The organism is Mesorhizobium sp. M1342, assembly GCF_040317955.1.
Classification (GTDB): Bacteria; Pseudomonadota; Alphaproteobacteria; order Rhizobiales; family Rhizobiaceae; genus Mesorhizobium.
Genome location: NZ_JAMYLI010000003.1, coordinates 64,036 through 78,453 on the forward strand (window position 1 = coordinate 64,036; position 14,418 = coordinate 78,453).

At 62.1% G+C, this 14,418-nt stretch carries 16 protein-coding genes and 1 pseudogene; 10 read left to right on the forward strand and 7 right to left on the reverse strand.

What is annotated here, in order from left to right; translation table 11 throughout:
- Positions 1-174 precede the first annotated feature (174 nt).
- The 3 genes from NKH06_RS03570 to NKH06_RS03580 all read left to right on the forward strand — a co-directional run bounded on the left by NKH06_RS03570 (position 175) and on the right by NKH06_RS03580 (position 2,355).
- On the forward strand, positions 175-1,371 hold the full coding sequence (locus tag NKH06_RS03570) for a hypothetical protein (protein ID WP_352892240.1): 1,197 nt from the start codon (positions 175-177) through the stop codon (positions 1,369-1,371).
- A 274-nt stretch (positions 1,372-1,645) separates the two neighbouring features.
- A complete protein-coding gene (locus tag NKH06_RS03575; RefSeq protein WP_352892243.1) occupies positions 1,646-1,825 on the forward strand; it encodes a WD40 repeat domain-containing protein in 180 nt (59 codons plus the stop codon).
- Between the two features lie 5 nt (positions 1,826-1,830).
- Positions 1,831-2,355: an isochorismatase family protein gene (locus NKH06_RS03580; RefSeq protein WP_352892245.1), complete on the forward strand. Its 525-nt coding sequence runs from the start codon at positions 1,831-1,833 to the stop codon at positions 2,353-2,355.
- Positions 2,356-2,679: 324 nt separating this feature from the next.
- On the opposite strand, the gene NKH06_RS03585 is transcribed toward NKH06_RS03580, so the two are convergent.
- On the reverse strand, positions 2,680-2,892 hold the full coding sequence (locus NKH06_RS03585; protein WP_352632203.1) for a hypothetical protein: 213 nt from the start codon (positions 2,890-2,892) through the stop codon (positions 2,680-2,682).
- A 70-nt stretch (positions 2,893-2,962) separates the two neighbouring features.
- The gene (locus tag NKH06_RS03590; RefSeq protein WP_031213630.1) at positions 2,963-3,262 is read right to left on the reverse strand and encodes a DUF1236 domain-containing protein; all 300 of its coding nucleotides are present in this window, start codon (positions 3,260-3,262) and stop codon (positions 2,963-2,965) included.
- Between the two features lie 1,118 nt (positions 3,263-4,380).
- Between NKH06_RS03590 and NKH06_RS03595 the strand changes: the two genes are divergently transcribed.
- Positions 4,381-4,560, forward strand: a complete 180-nt coding sequence (locus tag NKH06_RS03595; protein WP_352551358.1) for a hypothetical protein — start codon at positions 4,381-4,383, stop codon at positions 4,558-4,560.
- A gap of 473 nt (positions 4,561-5,033) precedes the next feature.
- On the opposite strand, the gene NKH06_RS03600 is transcribed toward NKH06_RS03595, so the two are convergent.
- Positions 5,034-5,321, reverse strand: a complete 288-nt coding sequence (locus NKH06_RS03600; protein ID WP_023813332.1) for a hypothetical protein — start codon at positions 5,319-5,321, stop codon at positions 5,034-5,036.
- Positions 5,322-5,656: 335 nt separating this feature from the next.
- Here NKH06_RS03600 and NKH06_RS03605 point away from each other — a divergent pair, with 335 nt between their 5' ends.
- Both NKH06_RS03605 and NKH06_RS03610 read left to right on the forward strand, forming a co-directional pair.
- The gene (locus NKH06_RS03605) at positions 5,657-5,875 is read left to right on the forward strand and encodes an exopolysaccharide production repressor protein (protein WP_352551354.1); all 219 of its coding nucleotides are present in this window, start codon (positions 5,657-5,659) and stop codon (positions 5,873-5,875) included.
- A 591-nt stretch (positions 5,876-6,466) separates the two neighbouring features.
- Entirely contained in the window at positions 6,467-6,769 is a 303-nt protein-coding gene (locus NKH06_RS03610) for a DUF1236 domain-containing protein (protein WP_127296253.1), read from the forward strand.
- An 86-nt stretch (positions 6,770-6,855) separates the two neighbouring features.
- Here the strand turns inward: NKH06_RS03610 and yghU are convergent, their stop codons facing one another.
- Complete coding sequence (yghU, locus tag NKH06_RS03615) at positions 6,856-7,722, reverse strand: glutathione-dependent disulfide-bond oxidoreductase (RefSeq protein ID WP_352734405.1); 867 nt, start codon at positions 7,720-7,722, stop codon at positions 6,856-6,858.
- Positions 7,723-7,917: 195 nt separating this feature from the next.
- Here yghU and NKH06_RS03620 point away from each other — a divergent pair, with 195 nt between their 5' ends.
- Positions 7,918-8,823: a S1C family serine protease gene (locus tag NKH06_RS03620; RefSeq protein ID WP_013530631.1), complete on the forward strand. Its 906-nt coding sequence runs from the start codon at positions 7,918-7,920 to the stop codon at positions 8,821-8,823.
- 137 nt (positions 8,824-8,960) lie between these two features.
- Here NKH06_RS03620 and NKH06_RS03625 read toward each other — a convergent pair.
- A pseudogene (locus NKH06_RS03625) lies at positions 8,961-9,065 on the reverse strand (SDR family oxidoreductase); the annotation flags it as partial.
- Positions 9,066-9,176: 111 nt separating this feature from the next.
- Entirely contained in the window at positions 9,177-9,788 is a 612-nt protein-coding gene (locus tag NKH06_RS03630; protein WP_164893069.1) for a hypothetical protein, read from the reverse strand.
- Positions 9,789-10,036: 248 nt separating this feature from the next.
- Here NKH06_RS03630 and NKH06_RS03635 point away from each other — a divergent pair, with 248 nt between their 5' ends.
- Together NKH06_RS03635 and NKH06_RS03640 are read left to right on the forward strand one after the other, a co-directional pair.
- Positions 10,037-10,636 (forward strand): YdeI/OmpD-associated family protein, encoded by a 600-nt coding sequence (locus NKH06_RS03635; protein ID WP_128305569.1) that lies wholly within the window; start codon positions 10,037-10,039, stop codon positions 10,634-10,636.
- Between the two features lie 255 nt (positions 10,637-10,891).
- Positions 10,892-12,025 carry a transporter substrate-binding domain-containing protein gene (locus NKH06_RS03640; protein ID WP_245273287.1) on the forward strand — a complete coding sequence of 378 codons (1,134 nt, stop codon included), beginning with the start codon at positions 10,892-10,894 and terminating at the stop codon, positions 12,023-12,025.
- Positions 12,026-12,116: 91 nt separating this feature from the next.
- Here NKH06_RS03640 and NKH06_RS03645 read toward each other — a convergent pair whose 3' ends face one another.
- Complete coding sequence (locus NKH06_RS03645) at positions 12,117-12,428, reverse strand: hypothetical protein (RefSeq protein WP_023813340.1); 312 nt, start codon at positions 12,426-12,428, stop codon at positions 12,117-12,119.
- 365 nt (positions 12,429-12,793) lie between these two features.
- Between NKH06_RS03645 and abc-f the strand changes: the two genes are divergently transcribed.
- Complete coding sequence (gene abc-f / locus NKH06_RS03650) at positions 12,794-14,416, forward strand: ribosomal protection-like ABC-F family protein (RefSeq protein WP_352892249.1); 1,623 nt, start codon at positions 12,794-12,796, stop codon at positions 14,414-14,416.
- The last annotated feature ends 2 nt before the right edge of the window (positions 14,417-14,418 follow it).

The window sequence follows — 14,418 nt, forward strand, 5'->3', positions numbered from 1 at the left end:
CGCGCTTGAACGGATTCCTGCAACGCGCTTTAAGTCTTTTGTCTTGATGCATGTCGCTGTCCCAAATCCGGGTTCGCTTTTGGCCGACATGCAATAACCTGTCGGCAAAGTACTCCAACGCAGTCGGATCGCCCGTGAACGCAACCCCCCACGAGATTTATGTATCGAGGCTCCATGCCTGACTTGGGCGCTGTCCAGATACTGGCCGCCGCCATTGTGGTGCTTGCGGCTGCTGTCGCGTCCTGGCTGCTGTGGCGGAAGCGCAGCCGTCGCAAGGGACGGCGGCTAACCAATCCGGCTGCCGACTATGCCGTCCGTACCGATTGGAACGCCCGCGGGGGTATGCTCAATTACTCGTCCTTCGTCTATTTCGACGTCGATCGCGACGGCAAATACGGCGCCGGAGACCGGCCGATGGCCGGGATCATGGTGCGGCTGTATGACGAAGCCGGCAAGCTCGCCGCGTCCGCGCGCACCAACAATGCCGGTTTTGCCAATTTTCCAATGTCGGTGAAAAGCAGAAAGGCCGTGATCCGCAAGCCGGGCAACTGGCGCTTTGTGGTTTCGGTGCCGCCCGGCTGGCAGGCGAAAAGCGAAAATGACATTCAGTCCCGACACTTCGTGCCGCTGCCGGGTTCGCCGGCCGGGATGGTATCGCAGGAGATGCTGCTGCCGGTCGGTCTGGCACCGCCGCGCCGCGTCAGCGGGTGCGTCGCCGGCGATGGACCAGCGACCCTCTCCGTGTCGGGGAATGGGAACGTCCTGGAGACGCGGGCACTGGCGCCGGGTGCCGTCTTCAGCTTCGACCTGGCTGAAGAAGCCGACACGGTCAGCGTCAGCGGCGGTGGCTTGGAGCGGCGGCTGACGCTATCGCCCTACTCGGCGGATCTCGGCCTGCTGTCGCCGCAACGCGCCGGCATCGACACTGATGCCGCCCTCGAAACGATCGATTTCGACGATGTGACGTCGCGCAGCCTCAGGAAAATTCCGGCTGGCCATGCCGGATTGGCGTGGCGCAACCTGAATGCGATGGCCCGCGACTTCACCAAGGACAGCCAGGGCTATGTCAATGGCAATGTTTCCGGCGACCATGTGCTCTACACCAGCAGCGGGCTGCCGGCCGAATTCAGCTGCGAACGGCCGTTCGGCTTTCACTCGGTCATGCTGAGCGCCGCCTGGCTGGCGTCGGAAGGGGAGGTGGCGCTGATCGAAAGCTGGCTTGGCGAGCAGCTGATTGCAAGCGACGAGGTCACGCTGTCGGCGCTAACGCCGCTGCACTACGCTCCAATGCTCAAAGCTGTAACGCGTGTTCGCCTGTCGACGAAGCACTATTGGCAAATGGTGTTGGACGACCTGATCCTGGTGCGTTGAGGTTTGGACGCGCCAGGAGCAGGTGGCGCTGAAATTATTGCGGTGTCGGCAACGAGGAGCCGTTGGCCGCAGTGACCGCCGACAACCGGCCTTTTTTCAAGAACGATGGCTTCACATAGATTTTTTTCATATCAGACTCTCCTAAGATCCCGATCCGATGATGCCAGACTGCGGCCATCTGTCAACCATGCGGGCTGAAATCGGCAAACTGCAATAAATCCAAGGAGGCGCGGCAAGGCGCCCGCCCTCCAATAGCGGCAACCGGATCGCAATGTTGGACAGCCAGACCGGCCCGATTTATGCGGTGGCCTTCGCCGCCGACGGCGCGGTGCTGACCGGCGGCAACGACCGCACCATCCGCGACTGCCGGCCACCGGCGGCGACGGCGTGGTGCTGTTTGCCGGCGCGCCGGAATGAGCGAAATCTTGATCACCCTGTCCGCCGTCCTATGTAAAACCCATGCCAGCACCCAGCCTCCCAGACAATGCGCCGCTCATCGTCATCGATCTCCAGACCGGCATGTTCGACGGTGTGCACGAGCAGCCGATCCATGATGCGCCTGATATTGTCGAGCGCACCAAGGCGGTGATCGATTGGGCGCGGCGCGGCGGGCGCAAGGTCGCTTTTATCAGGCATGACGGACCCGATGGCGACCCGTTGGCACCGGATGAGCCGGGCTGGCCGGTTTGGCCCGCGCTCGGCCAAGCGGCGGACGAGCCGACCTTCGCCAAATCCGTGCGCAATGCTTTCAGCAATCCTGCCTTCGGCGACTGGCTTGCCGGTCAGGGTGCGAGTGCTGTCGTGCTCTTGGGCGCACAGACCGATTTTTGCGTGGCCGCGACGGTCAAGGGCGCCATCGCCAGAGGGCTCGGCGTGACCGTGGTCTCCGATGCGCACAGCACGCTGGACAATGCCAGCGAGAGTGCCGAGCAGGTCATCCTCAGGCACAATGGCGATTCGCCGAGGCCGGCGTCAATCTGGTGACCACAAAGGCGCTTGTCGGCGGCTGAAGCCCGACCGTCGCCGCAGCGCGCATTATCAGGCGGGCCGGCTTGAGGACTTCGCGAGAGAAGACAGGGGGCTGCCGTGGTCGACGCGGACGGGGGGGCGCATTGTTGGGATGGCTCGGGCGCCCGCGTCAACCAGGGCGGCTCGTACCGCCGCATTAGCAACATTGCACATTGCGCGCCGCTCGAAACTTCCGCGAAAGCGGAATAGGGTGGGGCAAAAGTGCGGATTCGGCTGACTTTCGGCGCGCTTTCCCGGTACGGGAGTCAAAAAGTCTACCTGGCTATTGGGGGATGCCCCTCAAGGCGTCTGCTGGTCCTGGACGGCATCGGCCAGGAACGACGCCGCAATCAGGTCGTCGCCATCGATCCGCCCATGACGATCTTCCATGATGGCCGCGACCTTTTGAAAGGTTTTCATTTCGGCATCCGTCACCCGCGCATCACGCATCCTGGCTTGGAGATCGGCCAGGCGAACACCCAAAGCAGGGGATGTCACAGCTTTGCTTATCATCTTCACTCGTCCTGATTGGAAGCTGGGCAACCCGCCGCCATGGCTGGCGGCGGGTTGGACAGTTCGAAATTCAGTCGTAGACCTTGATGATCTTGCGGGTGCCCGGATCCACCAGAACGGTGCGGTTGTCGACCACCACGTAGCGGTATTTGACATCGGGGATTTCATGAAGCTCGACCGTGTCAGGCAACGCGCTACCAATATTCAGTTCCACACCGGGAACCTTGACCGAAGCGAGAGGCTGCTTCTTCACATACTCGCGGATGACCGTGTCCTGTTCAGGCTGAATGACAACGTCCTGAGCGGCAACGGCGCCGACACCGGCCAACAGCAATAGCGCCGCTGCGGCGCCCGTTAGGTGCATTTTCATACCGTTTCTCCTTGCGAGTCAGCATGACAACGGCAACTGAACTTGAGCCAAATGAAAATGTTCCTCCGCTGGGGCTTCGGTCGGGTGAGACGTGCGACTTAAGTCTGGTCTGCGAGCGCATTGGTCTTACCGACGGGAACGGCTCTCTGTTCATGGCTGTTTGTCTCCCGGAATTCGGAGAGACAGATGGACAAAAGTGTTGGCCAAGCGCGCTGGTTGCTCGCACCGATTTTCGCGACAGCTGTCACCTTTCTGGTGATGGGGATAGTCCTTGGCTGACATGTCGTCGATCGGCGCAGCAACGTCCCTTCCTGCGCTGATAGGATTCGCAAGCCGCTTCGGCGGCTGGCGAATCCTCTATTTTCACCATGCGCCGGCCTGCTCATTCGGCAGCCGAGCGCCTCGTTCAGCTTATGCAACGTTGGGAGGTTACTATGGATCGGCGATCCTTCTTGACGGCGATGTTTGGCATTGCCGGGGCAGCGGCCCTTGCAGGGGCAATTCGCCCGATCGAGGCAGCGGCCGGTGTTCCAGGCGCCGGAAACGGCATTCTCGATGAAATTGAGGCAGAGGTCCTCGACGACGAAGGTGCACATGCGGAGGTGCAGCCGGTCGACCATCGACGCTGGGATCGAGGCTGGGATCGGGACTGGGATCGGGATCGGGGCTGGCGCCGGCGCCGGCACGGGCGGCGTTGGAGACGGGTCTGCCGCAGTTACTGGCGGCACGGTCGCCGTCGCGTCCGGTGCTATCGCAGACGTGGTCCTTCGGTCGTCCTTCGATTTTAGCAGCTAGCCTGCACGTCCTAGCGATTTGATCAGTGCGATGGGCTCGGCGTCCGCATCTTTCCTGCGGCTGCCGAGCCGGAGGCTGTTTGTCGAGGCTGAAGCTATACGTGGCGAAGCGGCGCGAAGATGAATCCGCGCCACACAAAGGCGACGACGGCAAGGCGAGGACAAGAAATGGCCCGGCAGCTAGGTGCAAAGGGAGGCCGCCGGGCCAGCCGACTTCTGGCGGTCGCCGGCCACCATTATATTAGGTAAATCTAATGTTAATGCAAGCAACCCAAAACTTCTCCGGTGGACAAAACACCGTCCGAAGCTGTCCGCTTCGCTGCCATGATCACCAGCACGGCCGCCGCACAGCAGGCAGCGGCAATGGCGGATCTTCCTGGCCTAAGTCTGGAGGACCTGCGCGGCGGCAATCTCGCTATCGCTCAGCAGTTGCTCGTTCAGTTTGCCGCTTTGCTATCGGCCGCGTGTATCGATCGAGCGGGCGGCGAAGACAGGGCACGTTGATCCGCAGGCTGCTCATTGAAATAGAGCGAACTGCCGAGTAGGAGGAACACGATGCCCACCGCCGTTAATCCAACCATGAGCACGGCGATCGCCGTTCCTGGGCCATGGCCCGTCTTGATGATGGTGGATCGGTGGGGCATCGCGCTGTTCTCCAGGCATGGCACCCGGCGGGGCCGCTTTCGACAAACGACGAACACGGCCCCGATGTTCCCTCGTTGGAAGCTTCAATCGGTCACGTCGGGCTTTTGCTTTTTCCTGTAGGACCAAGGTCTTATCCGTCGTGCGCAAAAGTCCAAGGGGCCTTGTTCAGTTCCGATAATGTCCCTTGGATGTTCCGCTATTTTAGGTAAATCTGATATAATGCCTAGGCGGAAAACTTAGCCGGCCAAGCACATTTTCCCGCGAACCGGGCATGGAAAATGTGGCTTTGGCAAGTTCAACAACAGGCAGTCATGTCTCGGGCGACGAATGGCTCACGTCTCGTCGAATCGGCCCTCGCGGGTCTGATCGCGCGTGATCGCGGCTTCTTCCTCATCATCGGGAAGGGCATCGTCGCTGTCCTGGTACGCGTTATCGTCGTCCTCGTCGGGCAGATCGCCGTCTTTTTCGACGCCGTAACGCATGTCGCCGTTTTCCGGCACGGACTCTGGCAGGATCTCGCCGCCCTTGATCGCATCCCAATCCTGCTGCTCGATGGTAGGCCCATCCGCCTGCGGTGCGTCATCTTCGATGTCGGCGCTTGGTTTGTTGCGCGGTGCCATGCCGGCCTCCTTTCCTTGAAAAAACTGGAGGCGAAACTCGGCGTGCCGGCATTTGTTCCCCTGCTCGAAGTGCAAAGAGCGGGCGTGCTTCTGGATTTTCGACGGCTGGCGCGTCAGCCAGCCCCGCCGGCACCGCCGCCGCGCGCCGGATCGCCATCGTTGCCAAGTCGCCGCGGAATGGAGAGCGCGTAGCGGCAACCGGCCGCTTACTTGCGAAATTGCTAAAATAATGAAATGTTGTCCGCGGGAAATGGGAATGAGGCAGGGACTGATCGGAACCGCCGCGGTTTCGACGGATTTGGGAAACCATGTATTTTGGACAGTTTCTCGTAGGAATGTCAGCCACGGCCATCATCGTCGCGGTCTGGACCTATACGGTTACCGGCTCTTTCTGGGAGGCATTTGCCTGGACGATAGCGACGCTGCTTGTCCTGCAGGTCGGCTACTTCGTGCTCATCGTGAGGCTGATCTTCAGGCGATCGCACGATATCGTGCCGAGCCAGGATCCGGTAGACGCCTTCCCGCCATTGCATCGCGACGGTGTCCAGCTTTAAGACCGGGTGGCCAGGATCACTCGCGCATGTGCGCCCGGGCAAATCGGGAACCTCGCCCCCAGCGCGATCACGGTGTTTGGTCACTGAGAGAGCGTTGTCTGGGCATATCCCTGCTGGAGGTTTCGGCACAGCGTTATCGTGGGAACATTTCGGTGTCGTCGTGGGAACATGATGCATGCGCGACCGGCTTCGCATGGCCGTCAGGTCGAACAAGTGATCATGCCTCGCGTCCTCTAGCAGTACCAGTGAGGTTGCCACCTCCATCGGCACTGCCATGGCTCGCTCTGCTCCGGGCGGGGCGAGTCTTTTTCGTGCTCCCATCGTCCAGATAGAGGGACGCGAGGCTGATTTGACGCAGCGACAACAGGTGCTTCGCCAATCCGGCTGCAGAAGGAATTTTCGTTTTCTAATGTCCGTACACATTTGTGCTAGTTTTCAAGCATTCCTGCGCTGTCTGCCGCATGTTTGATCAGCAACAATTAATATCCGAGCCGCAAACGTAACATCTTCAATTCTGAAGTTCGATGGAACCGCATGGCAACGGTGGAGTTTTCATGGAGGGCGGAATTCAATTGTCACTAGGAGACGGTCATGAAACTTTATCTTACAAGCGCGGCGGCTGCCATCGTCCTGATGGGCGGCATTGGTGCGGCGCTGGCGGAGAGCGTCGTCGTCGTCCAGCCGGAGCAGGAGACGGTCGTTCGCGAATACATCAAGAGGGAACCGCTTGCCTCGGTGAACCTTCTGGGGGTCGAACTCAAGCTCGGCTCGTCGGTACCGGACACTGTCGAACTGCGTGAGGTGCCCGACGTCAAATACCGCGTCGCGGTGATCAATGACCAGACGGTCCTCGTCGACCCGGAGACCCGCCAGATCGTTGAAGTGCTGCACTAAGGCGTTCCCGCAGCATTGGACCTTGGGAAAAACCCGCCCCGACGTCGCGTCGGTGGCGGGTTTCCTTTGTCGCGATCCGCGATGGCCTATTCGGCGGCCAGTCTATCCTGCGTCTTGGTCTCGAAATCGCCGGCGTCGTGGCGCTCATGCAGTTGCATGGCAGGCTCGCCGAAAGCGCGGTTGACCATGCGGCCGCGCTTGACCGCCGGTCGGGCGTCGATCGCCTTGGCCCAGCGTTGCACATGTGCGTATTCCTGCACGGATAGGAACTCGGCGGAATCATTGTACATGCGGCCGAGCGCCAGCCCGCCATACCAGGGCCACACGGCCATATCGGCGATGGAATAGTCCTTGCCGCCGAGATATTCAGTCTCGGCCAGCCGGCGGTCGAGCACATCCATCTGGCGTTTCACCTCCATCGAGAAGCGGTCGATGGCATATTCGAACTTTTCCGGCGCATAGGCGTAGAAATGGCCGAAGCCGCCGCCCAGATACGGCGCCGAGCCCATCTGCCAGAACAGCCAGGACAGCACCTCGGCGCGCGCCGGCTGTTCGGTAGGCAGGAATTCGCCGAACTTTTCGGCGAGATAGACCAGGATCGAACCGGATTCGAAGATGCGCACCGGCGTCTTGCCGCTGCGGTCCATCAGGGCCGGGATCTTGGAGTTTGGATTAACCTCGACGAAGCCGCTGCCGAACTGGTCGCCATCGTTGATCCGGATCAGCCAGGCGTCGTATTCGGCACCCTTGTGGCCGCGCGCCAGAAGCTCTTCCAGCATGACCGTGACCTTGACGCCGTTCGGCGTCGCCAGCGAATAGAGCTGCAACGGATGCTTGCCGACAGGCAGTTCCTTGTCATGCGTCGGCCCGGCGATCGGCCGGTTGATGCTGGCAAAGGCTCCGCCGCTCGGCTTGTTCCAGGTCCATACTTTCGGCGGTGTGTAGTCGGTCATTTCGTGGCCTCGTGTCGGGGAAGGATGGCAGGTCGCCATAAACTAGGGCTGCGGATGTGTAAGTTCAACTTGCGTTGAACTATTATCGATGCCCGCGGAGCCAAGATCGGCAATTGGGCACTTCCTCACCCTTGCGCCTTCTCCTGCGTGGCATACCTATAGAAGATGTCACCAAAGCCCATCCAGGACAAAAGCATGACCATCAATCCCAATCCGCGCTCGGTCGTTGCAGTGCGGGCCACTGTCCCCGAAGATGCCTTTACGGCCGGCGCGCTCGGCACGCTCAGGGAAGGCAGCGGCGTCGTCATTCGCAACGATGGGCTGGTGCTGACCATCGGCTATCTCATCACGGAGGCGGAAGAGGTCTGGCTGACCAGCCATGACGGCCGCGTCATCCCCGCGCATGCGCTGGCCTATGACCAGGAATCGGGTTTTGGGCTGGTGCAGGCGCTGGCGCCGCTCGGCCTGCCGGCGGTGGCGCTGGGCGATGCCGGCAAGGCCAGGATCGGTGACGCCGTCGTGCTGGCCGACGGTATCGGTCAGTCTGTGCAGGCCAGGATCGTGACCAAGCAGGAATTCGCCGGCTATTGGGAATATCTGCTCGACGAGGCGATCTTCATTGCACCGGCGCACCCGTCCTGGGGCGGTGCCGGGCTGTTCGGCGCTGACGGCTCGCTGCTCGGCATCGGTTCGCTGCGCCTGCAGATGAGCCGCAACGGCGAGGTCGCCGATATCAACATGGTGGTGCCGATCGATCTTTTGCCGCCCATTCTCGACGACCTCCTGACACGCGGCCAGGTGGCCAAGCCGCCGCGCCCGTGGCTCGGCGCCCTGTCGGCCGAAAGCGACGGCAGGGTGGTGGTGATGAGCGTGACCGAGGGCGGCCCGGCGGCCAAGGCCGGCCTGCGCCAGGGCGACATCATCTCCGACATCCGGGACGGCGCGGTCGACGGGCTGGCCGATTTCTACCGCAAGCTGTGGGAAAGCGGCTCGGCGGGGGCCGAGATTCCGATGCGGGTGTTGCGCGACGGCCGCGAAACCTGGCTGCGCGTCAAATCGGCCGACCGCGGCAGTTTTCTGAAAAAGCCGCAACTGCAGTAGACGCGTCGATGGCGTCGGCGATGTCGTCGGGTTGGCCGATCCGCCCGACCCGGCAGCCGCTCGGCCATCGCGGCCAGGGCCTCGGCGGGATTGCCAAGCGCCTGGCGCGCCTGCCGCAGCCGGTTCTCGCCGCGCCCGGCGATGATCACCTCGGCGCCGGCCTCGACGCAGCGCCGGGCCAGCGCCAGACCCATGCCAGAGCCGCCACCGACGATCAGGATTTTCTCATTTGAAATGCTCATTCGCTCTGCCTTTGCTTGGATGGAGAAGGGCAGGGAATTGGCAGTTCGGTACGGCAAGTGAAAACGGAAGAAACCGATAGCGCTATCGGAAGCGCCGATGATGCAGGGCGATCAGTTGCCGCAAGCGGTGAAGGCGGTGCCCGGGTTCCAGTCCTTGAAGGCGATGGTCTGGCCTTCGACCGAGACGGTCTTGTGCTTGGTGCTGCCGTCCGGCTGCTTTTCGCTGCCGGTGCCTTTGCCGGTCAGGACATTGTACTCGCAGGCGCTTTCGGCATTCTCCTTCAAATAGTCATCATGGTCATAGGCGAAGCCGGCGACGATGAAGGCAGCGTCGCGCCAGGCGATGGTCAGCGTCATGTCGGTCCGTTCGCTGCCGACCGGCATCGCCGGCAGGTAGAATTTGATCGAACCGTTGGGCAGCATCGTCAGTTCCGGCTCGGTGTCGGAGTTCTCGTAACCCGGCCGGTCGTAGCCGTTCCATTCCCCGTGGATCTGCTCGTGCACGGTTTCGACGGGCTTGAGGTAATTGTGCTCCTTGTCCCTGAGGAAGAAGTGGACATCCATCGGGTGGCCGGGCTCGGTCTCCACCACCATGGCGAGATCGACGGCGCCGTCGCCGTTGAAGTCCCCGGTCACCGCTGTGATGATCTTCCGGGTTTCGATTGGCTCGGCGAGGGCGGCCGTGGGGAGAGACAACACAAAGGCGAGCAACAGAGATTTCATGGCATATTCCCCCGGGAGCGAGATGGCGTGCCCGAGCACGAGCATGGCAGGTATTCCGAAATTTCATACAGCGGGGCCGGGAGAAAAATGTTCAGGTCGAGGGGCGCGAAGGAACGCCGTAGGCGCCCGCCAAGTTTGCTGCCGGAAACTGACAGCGACTCGTGCCATTCTGGTCGATGACGGGCAATGCCAGGGACGACAGAGAGGGAACTGATGGCGCGAGCGACACCGAAAGGACAGGCCGGCTAATGGCGCCGGTCAAGGTTGATCCCGACAAGGTCCATGAATTCCCGGATCCGGGCAGCTTCTACGCATGGCTCGGCAAGCACCACGCCACGGAAACCGAAGTGTGGATCAAGGTTCACAAGGTGGGGTCGGGACTGAAGTCGATCACCCCCAAGCAAGCCATCGACGTGGTGCTGTGCTTCGGCTGGATCGATGCGGTGCGCAAGGGGTTGGACGACAAGAGTTTCCTGCAGCGCTACACGCCGCGCAGCCGGAAGAGCATCTGGAGCCTGATCAACATCGACAATGTCGCGCGGCTGGTCGAGGAGGGCCGCATGACCGAGCATGGGCTCAAACAGGTCGAGGCGGCCAAGGCGGACGGGCGCTGGGCGCGCGCCTATGGCAGCGGCAAGGAGATGAAAATCCCCGACGACCTGCAGGCTGCCATAGACGCCGAACCCGCTGCGAAGGTGATGCTGGCAAAGCTCAGTGCCCAGAACCGTTTCGCGCTCGCCTTCCGCACCCACAACATGAAGACCGAGGCCGGGCGCAAGAAGAAGATCGAGACGTTTGTGGCAATGCTGAAGCGCGGCGAGACGATCTACCCGCAAGGCAGGAAGTAAGGTTTGGGGTGGGCTGGTTTGGGCGCGAGTTCGTCTTCGGCACGGCAAGCCTGTCCGCACGGGATCCGGCGTTGCGCGAAGCGCTTCAGGATCTGAATCGTGAAATTGTTCCAACTGCTTGTTTTTGCGCAATTCGATGGTCGGCGCGTCGCGCGGCTGCTTCAGCAACGACATCGCCGGTGGACGAAGGACGGCACGGCGGCTACCCTTCGAAAGCCGCGACGATCGAGCGGCGGACGCTGGGAGTCGTTGCCGTTGAGAAGAGTTGCTTCGTGGACGATGGCGCTGGGTCTCATTGTCATCGTCGCGTGTGTGGGAGCCGGCGCCACGCTTGCCCAGACCTCGCCCGACCAGACGTCTCCCGACCTGGCTTCTCCCTCGGCCTCGCCGGCAAAAGAGATCTCGGTCGGGATCAAGGAGGCGCCGCCTTTTGCGTTCAAGCTGCAGGACGGCAGCTGGTCGGGATTGAGCATCGACCTCTGGCAGAAAATAGCCGGGCGGCTCAACCTTCGCTTCCGCTATGTCGAAGTGCCTGCCGTGCAGGACCAGATCGATGGCGTCGTCAACGGCAGGTTCGATGCGGCGATGGCCGCGATCACGGTCACGGCCGACCGCGAAAAGGCCGTCGACTTCACGCAGCCCTTCTTCACGACCGGGCTCGGCATTGCGACCCCGCTCAACAACCAGCCGTCATGGCGGCCGGTGCTGCATGCCCTGACGTCGTTCGGCTTCCTGCAGGCGGTGCTGGGGCTGGTCATCATATCGGTGGTGGTCGGCGTCCTGATCTGGATGTTCGAACGTCGGCACAATGACGATTTCGGCGGCGGCGTCGCCAAGGGACTGTTTTCCAGCATGTGGTGGTCGACCATCGCCGCGACGCAAGCCAGCACCGGCGACTTCGGTCCGCGAACCGTGCCGGGGCGCGTGCTGGCCGCGCTCTGGATGATGGGATCGATCATTGCCATCGCGGTGTTCACCGCGGGCGTCACATCGGTGCTGACGGTGACGCAGATGGAAGGAATGGTGCAGGGCGAAAGCGATCTCGCCCAGGTCACGGTCGGCGCGGTGCAGAGCTCGTCGACGGCGTCCTATCTGGATTCGACCCAGATCCGTCATCAGGACTTTGCCTCGATCCAGCAGGGCCTCAACGCGCTTCGCGCCGGCAAGATCGATGCGCTGGTGCACGACAAGCCGCTGCTTGGCTGGCTGGTCGGGCAGAATTACGCGACGAGCCTGCAGGTTCTCGATGCGACCTTCGACCAGCAGCAATATGCCATTGCGCTGCCGCTCGGCAGCCCGTTGCGCAAGTCTCTCGATGTCGCCCTCCTGCAGACCATCGAAAGCGATTGGTGGAAACAGGCCGTCTTCCAGTATCTGGGCGAGAAGTAGTCGACAGGAACTTCCGCGGTGCGATGCGCTGGAAAAACCGCCCTCACTCTGCGAGAGAGGCGGCCCTTTCTTCAAGGATTGATGGTTGCTGTCACTGGTTCAGGTCGACCGGCGTCACGCCAAGAAGCTTCAGGGCGTTGGCGTAGGTCCTGATGCCTTGGGCCTGTTTGCGCTCGGCACAAAACCGGTTCGCCTTGTCCTGGAGCGCGGTTGCTTCGGCGATCTGGCTTGCGCTGGTGCCTGGGGTGGCCTTCGTTTGGATGGCCCCGTCGAGTTGAAGGCCGAGCTGGCTGCAATATTCGCTCCGGGTGACCGCAGCGTCCGCACCCGATTGTGCGACCGCCAGCATGGCGAGCGAAATGCCTGTCAGGGCACCGATCCATCCGGTCGAACGTCGTTGCATGTTTCGGGACCATTTCTTCGCGTTGTACAGCAGCCCGCTTGACCGCCGCGAAGGTGGTTATGACAGGCGATGTTTTCGCGAGTTTTCCCGGATGTTGAATGTTGTTTCCGAAGTGTGTCTGGTGGAGCGTCTTCACCCTCCCCCTTGTGGGGAGGGTCGCTCCGCGCAGCGGAGCGGGGTGGGGGTCTTTTGCAGCGCCGCGCCCCCACCCCGTCCCACCGACCTTGCTTCGCAACCCCGGTGCGCCGACCCTCCCCACAAGGGGAGGTGAAGCGCTGCGGCGCTTGCGCCTCTTCCTTTGCGGCCCTCCTTCGCGTAAGGCGCCGGGCAAATCCTTTCACGCAAGCATATAGCCCGGACACCGCATGATCAGACTTGAAAGCATCAGCAAGCAGAACGGCCGTCAGCTTGTCTTCATCGAAGCGTCGGCGTCGCTGCAGAAGGGCGAGAAGGTCGGCCTCGTCGGGCCGAACGGCGCCGGCAAGACGACGCTGTTTCGCATGATCACCGGCCAGGAGCAGCCCGACGAAGGCCAGGTGCAGGTCGATCGCGGCGTCACCATCGGCTATTTCAGCCAGGATGTCGGCGACATGGAAGGCCACAGCGCTGTGGCCGAAGTGATGAACGGCGCCGGGCCGGTGTCCGAAGTCGCGGCCGAGATGGCAGCCCTCGAGGCGGCCATGGCCGATCCCGAGCAGGCCGACCGGATGGACGAGATCATCGAAAAATATGGCGAGGCGCAGCACCGCTTCGAGGAACTCGACGGTTATGCGCTGGATGGCCGCGCCCGCGAAGTGCTGGACGGTCTCGGCTTTTCGCAGGAGATGATGGACGGCGATGTCGGAAAGCTGTCCGGCGGCTGGAAGATGCGCGTGGCGCTGGCCCGCATCCTGTTGATGCGGCCCGACGCCATGCTGCTCGATGAGCCAAGCAACCATCTCGATCTGGAGAGCCTGATCTGGCTGGAGTCCTTCCTGAAAAATTATGACGGCGCGCTGCTGATGACCTCGCACGACCGCGAGTTCATGAACCGCATCGTCAACAAGGTGGTCGAGATCGATGCCGGTTCGCTGACCGCCTATTCCGGAAACTACGAATTCTACCAGCAGCAGCGGGCGATCGCCGACAAGCAGCAGCAGGCACAGTTCGAGCGCCAGCAGGCGATGCTGGCCAAGGAGATCGCCTTCATCGAGCGCTTCAAGGCGCGCGCCTCGCATGCCGCACAGGTGCAGAGCCGGGTGAAGAAGCTGGACAAGATCGACCGCGTCGAGCCGCCCAAGCGCCGCCAGACCGTGTCTTTCGATTTCCTGCCGGCGCCGCGCTGCGGCGAGGATGTCGTGACGCTGAAGAACGTCCACAAGGGCTATGGCAGCCGCACCATCTATGAGGGGCTCGACTTCCAGGTCCGCCGCCGCGAGCGCTGGTGCATCATGGGGGTCAACGGCGCCGGCAAGTCGACGCTCCTGAAGCTGGTCGCCGGCGCTTCCGAGCCCGACACCGGCACGGTCGCGCGCGGGCCAAGTGTCAAAATGGGTTATTTCGCCCAGCACGCCATGGAAGTGCTGGAAGGCGAGCGCACCGTGTTTCAGACACTTGAGGACGCGTTTCCGCAAGCCGGCCAGGCGCCGCTCAGGGCACTTGCCGGCTGCTTCGGTTTTTCCGGCGACGAGATCGAGAAGAAATGCCGTGTGCTGTCAGGCGGCGAGAAGGCGCGGCTGGTGATGGCGCTGATGCTGTTCGACCCGCCCAACCTTTTGGTGCTGGACGAGCCGACCAACCATCTCGACATCGCCACCAAGGAGATGCTGATCACCGCGCTGTCGCAGTATGAAGGCACCATGCTTTTCGTCTCGCATGATCGGCATTTTCTGGCGGCGCTTTCCAACCGCGTGCTGGAATTGACGCCCGAAGGCATCCACACCTATGGCGGCGGCTATACGGAATATGTCGAGCGCACCGGGCAGGAAGCGCCGGGGTTGAGGAGCTAGCC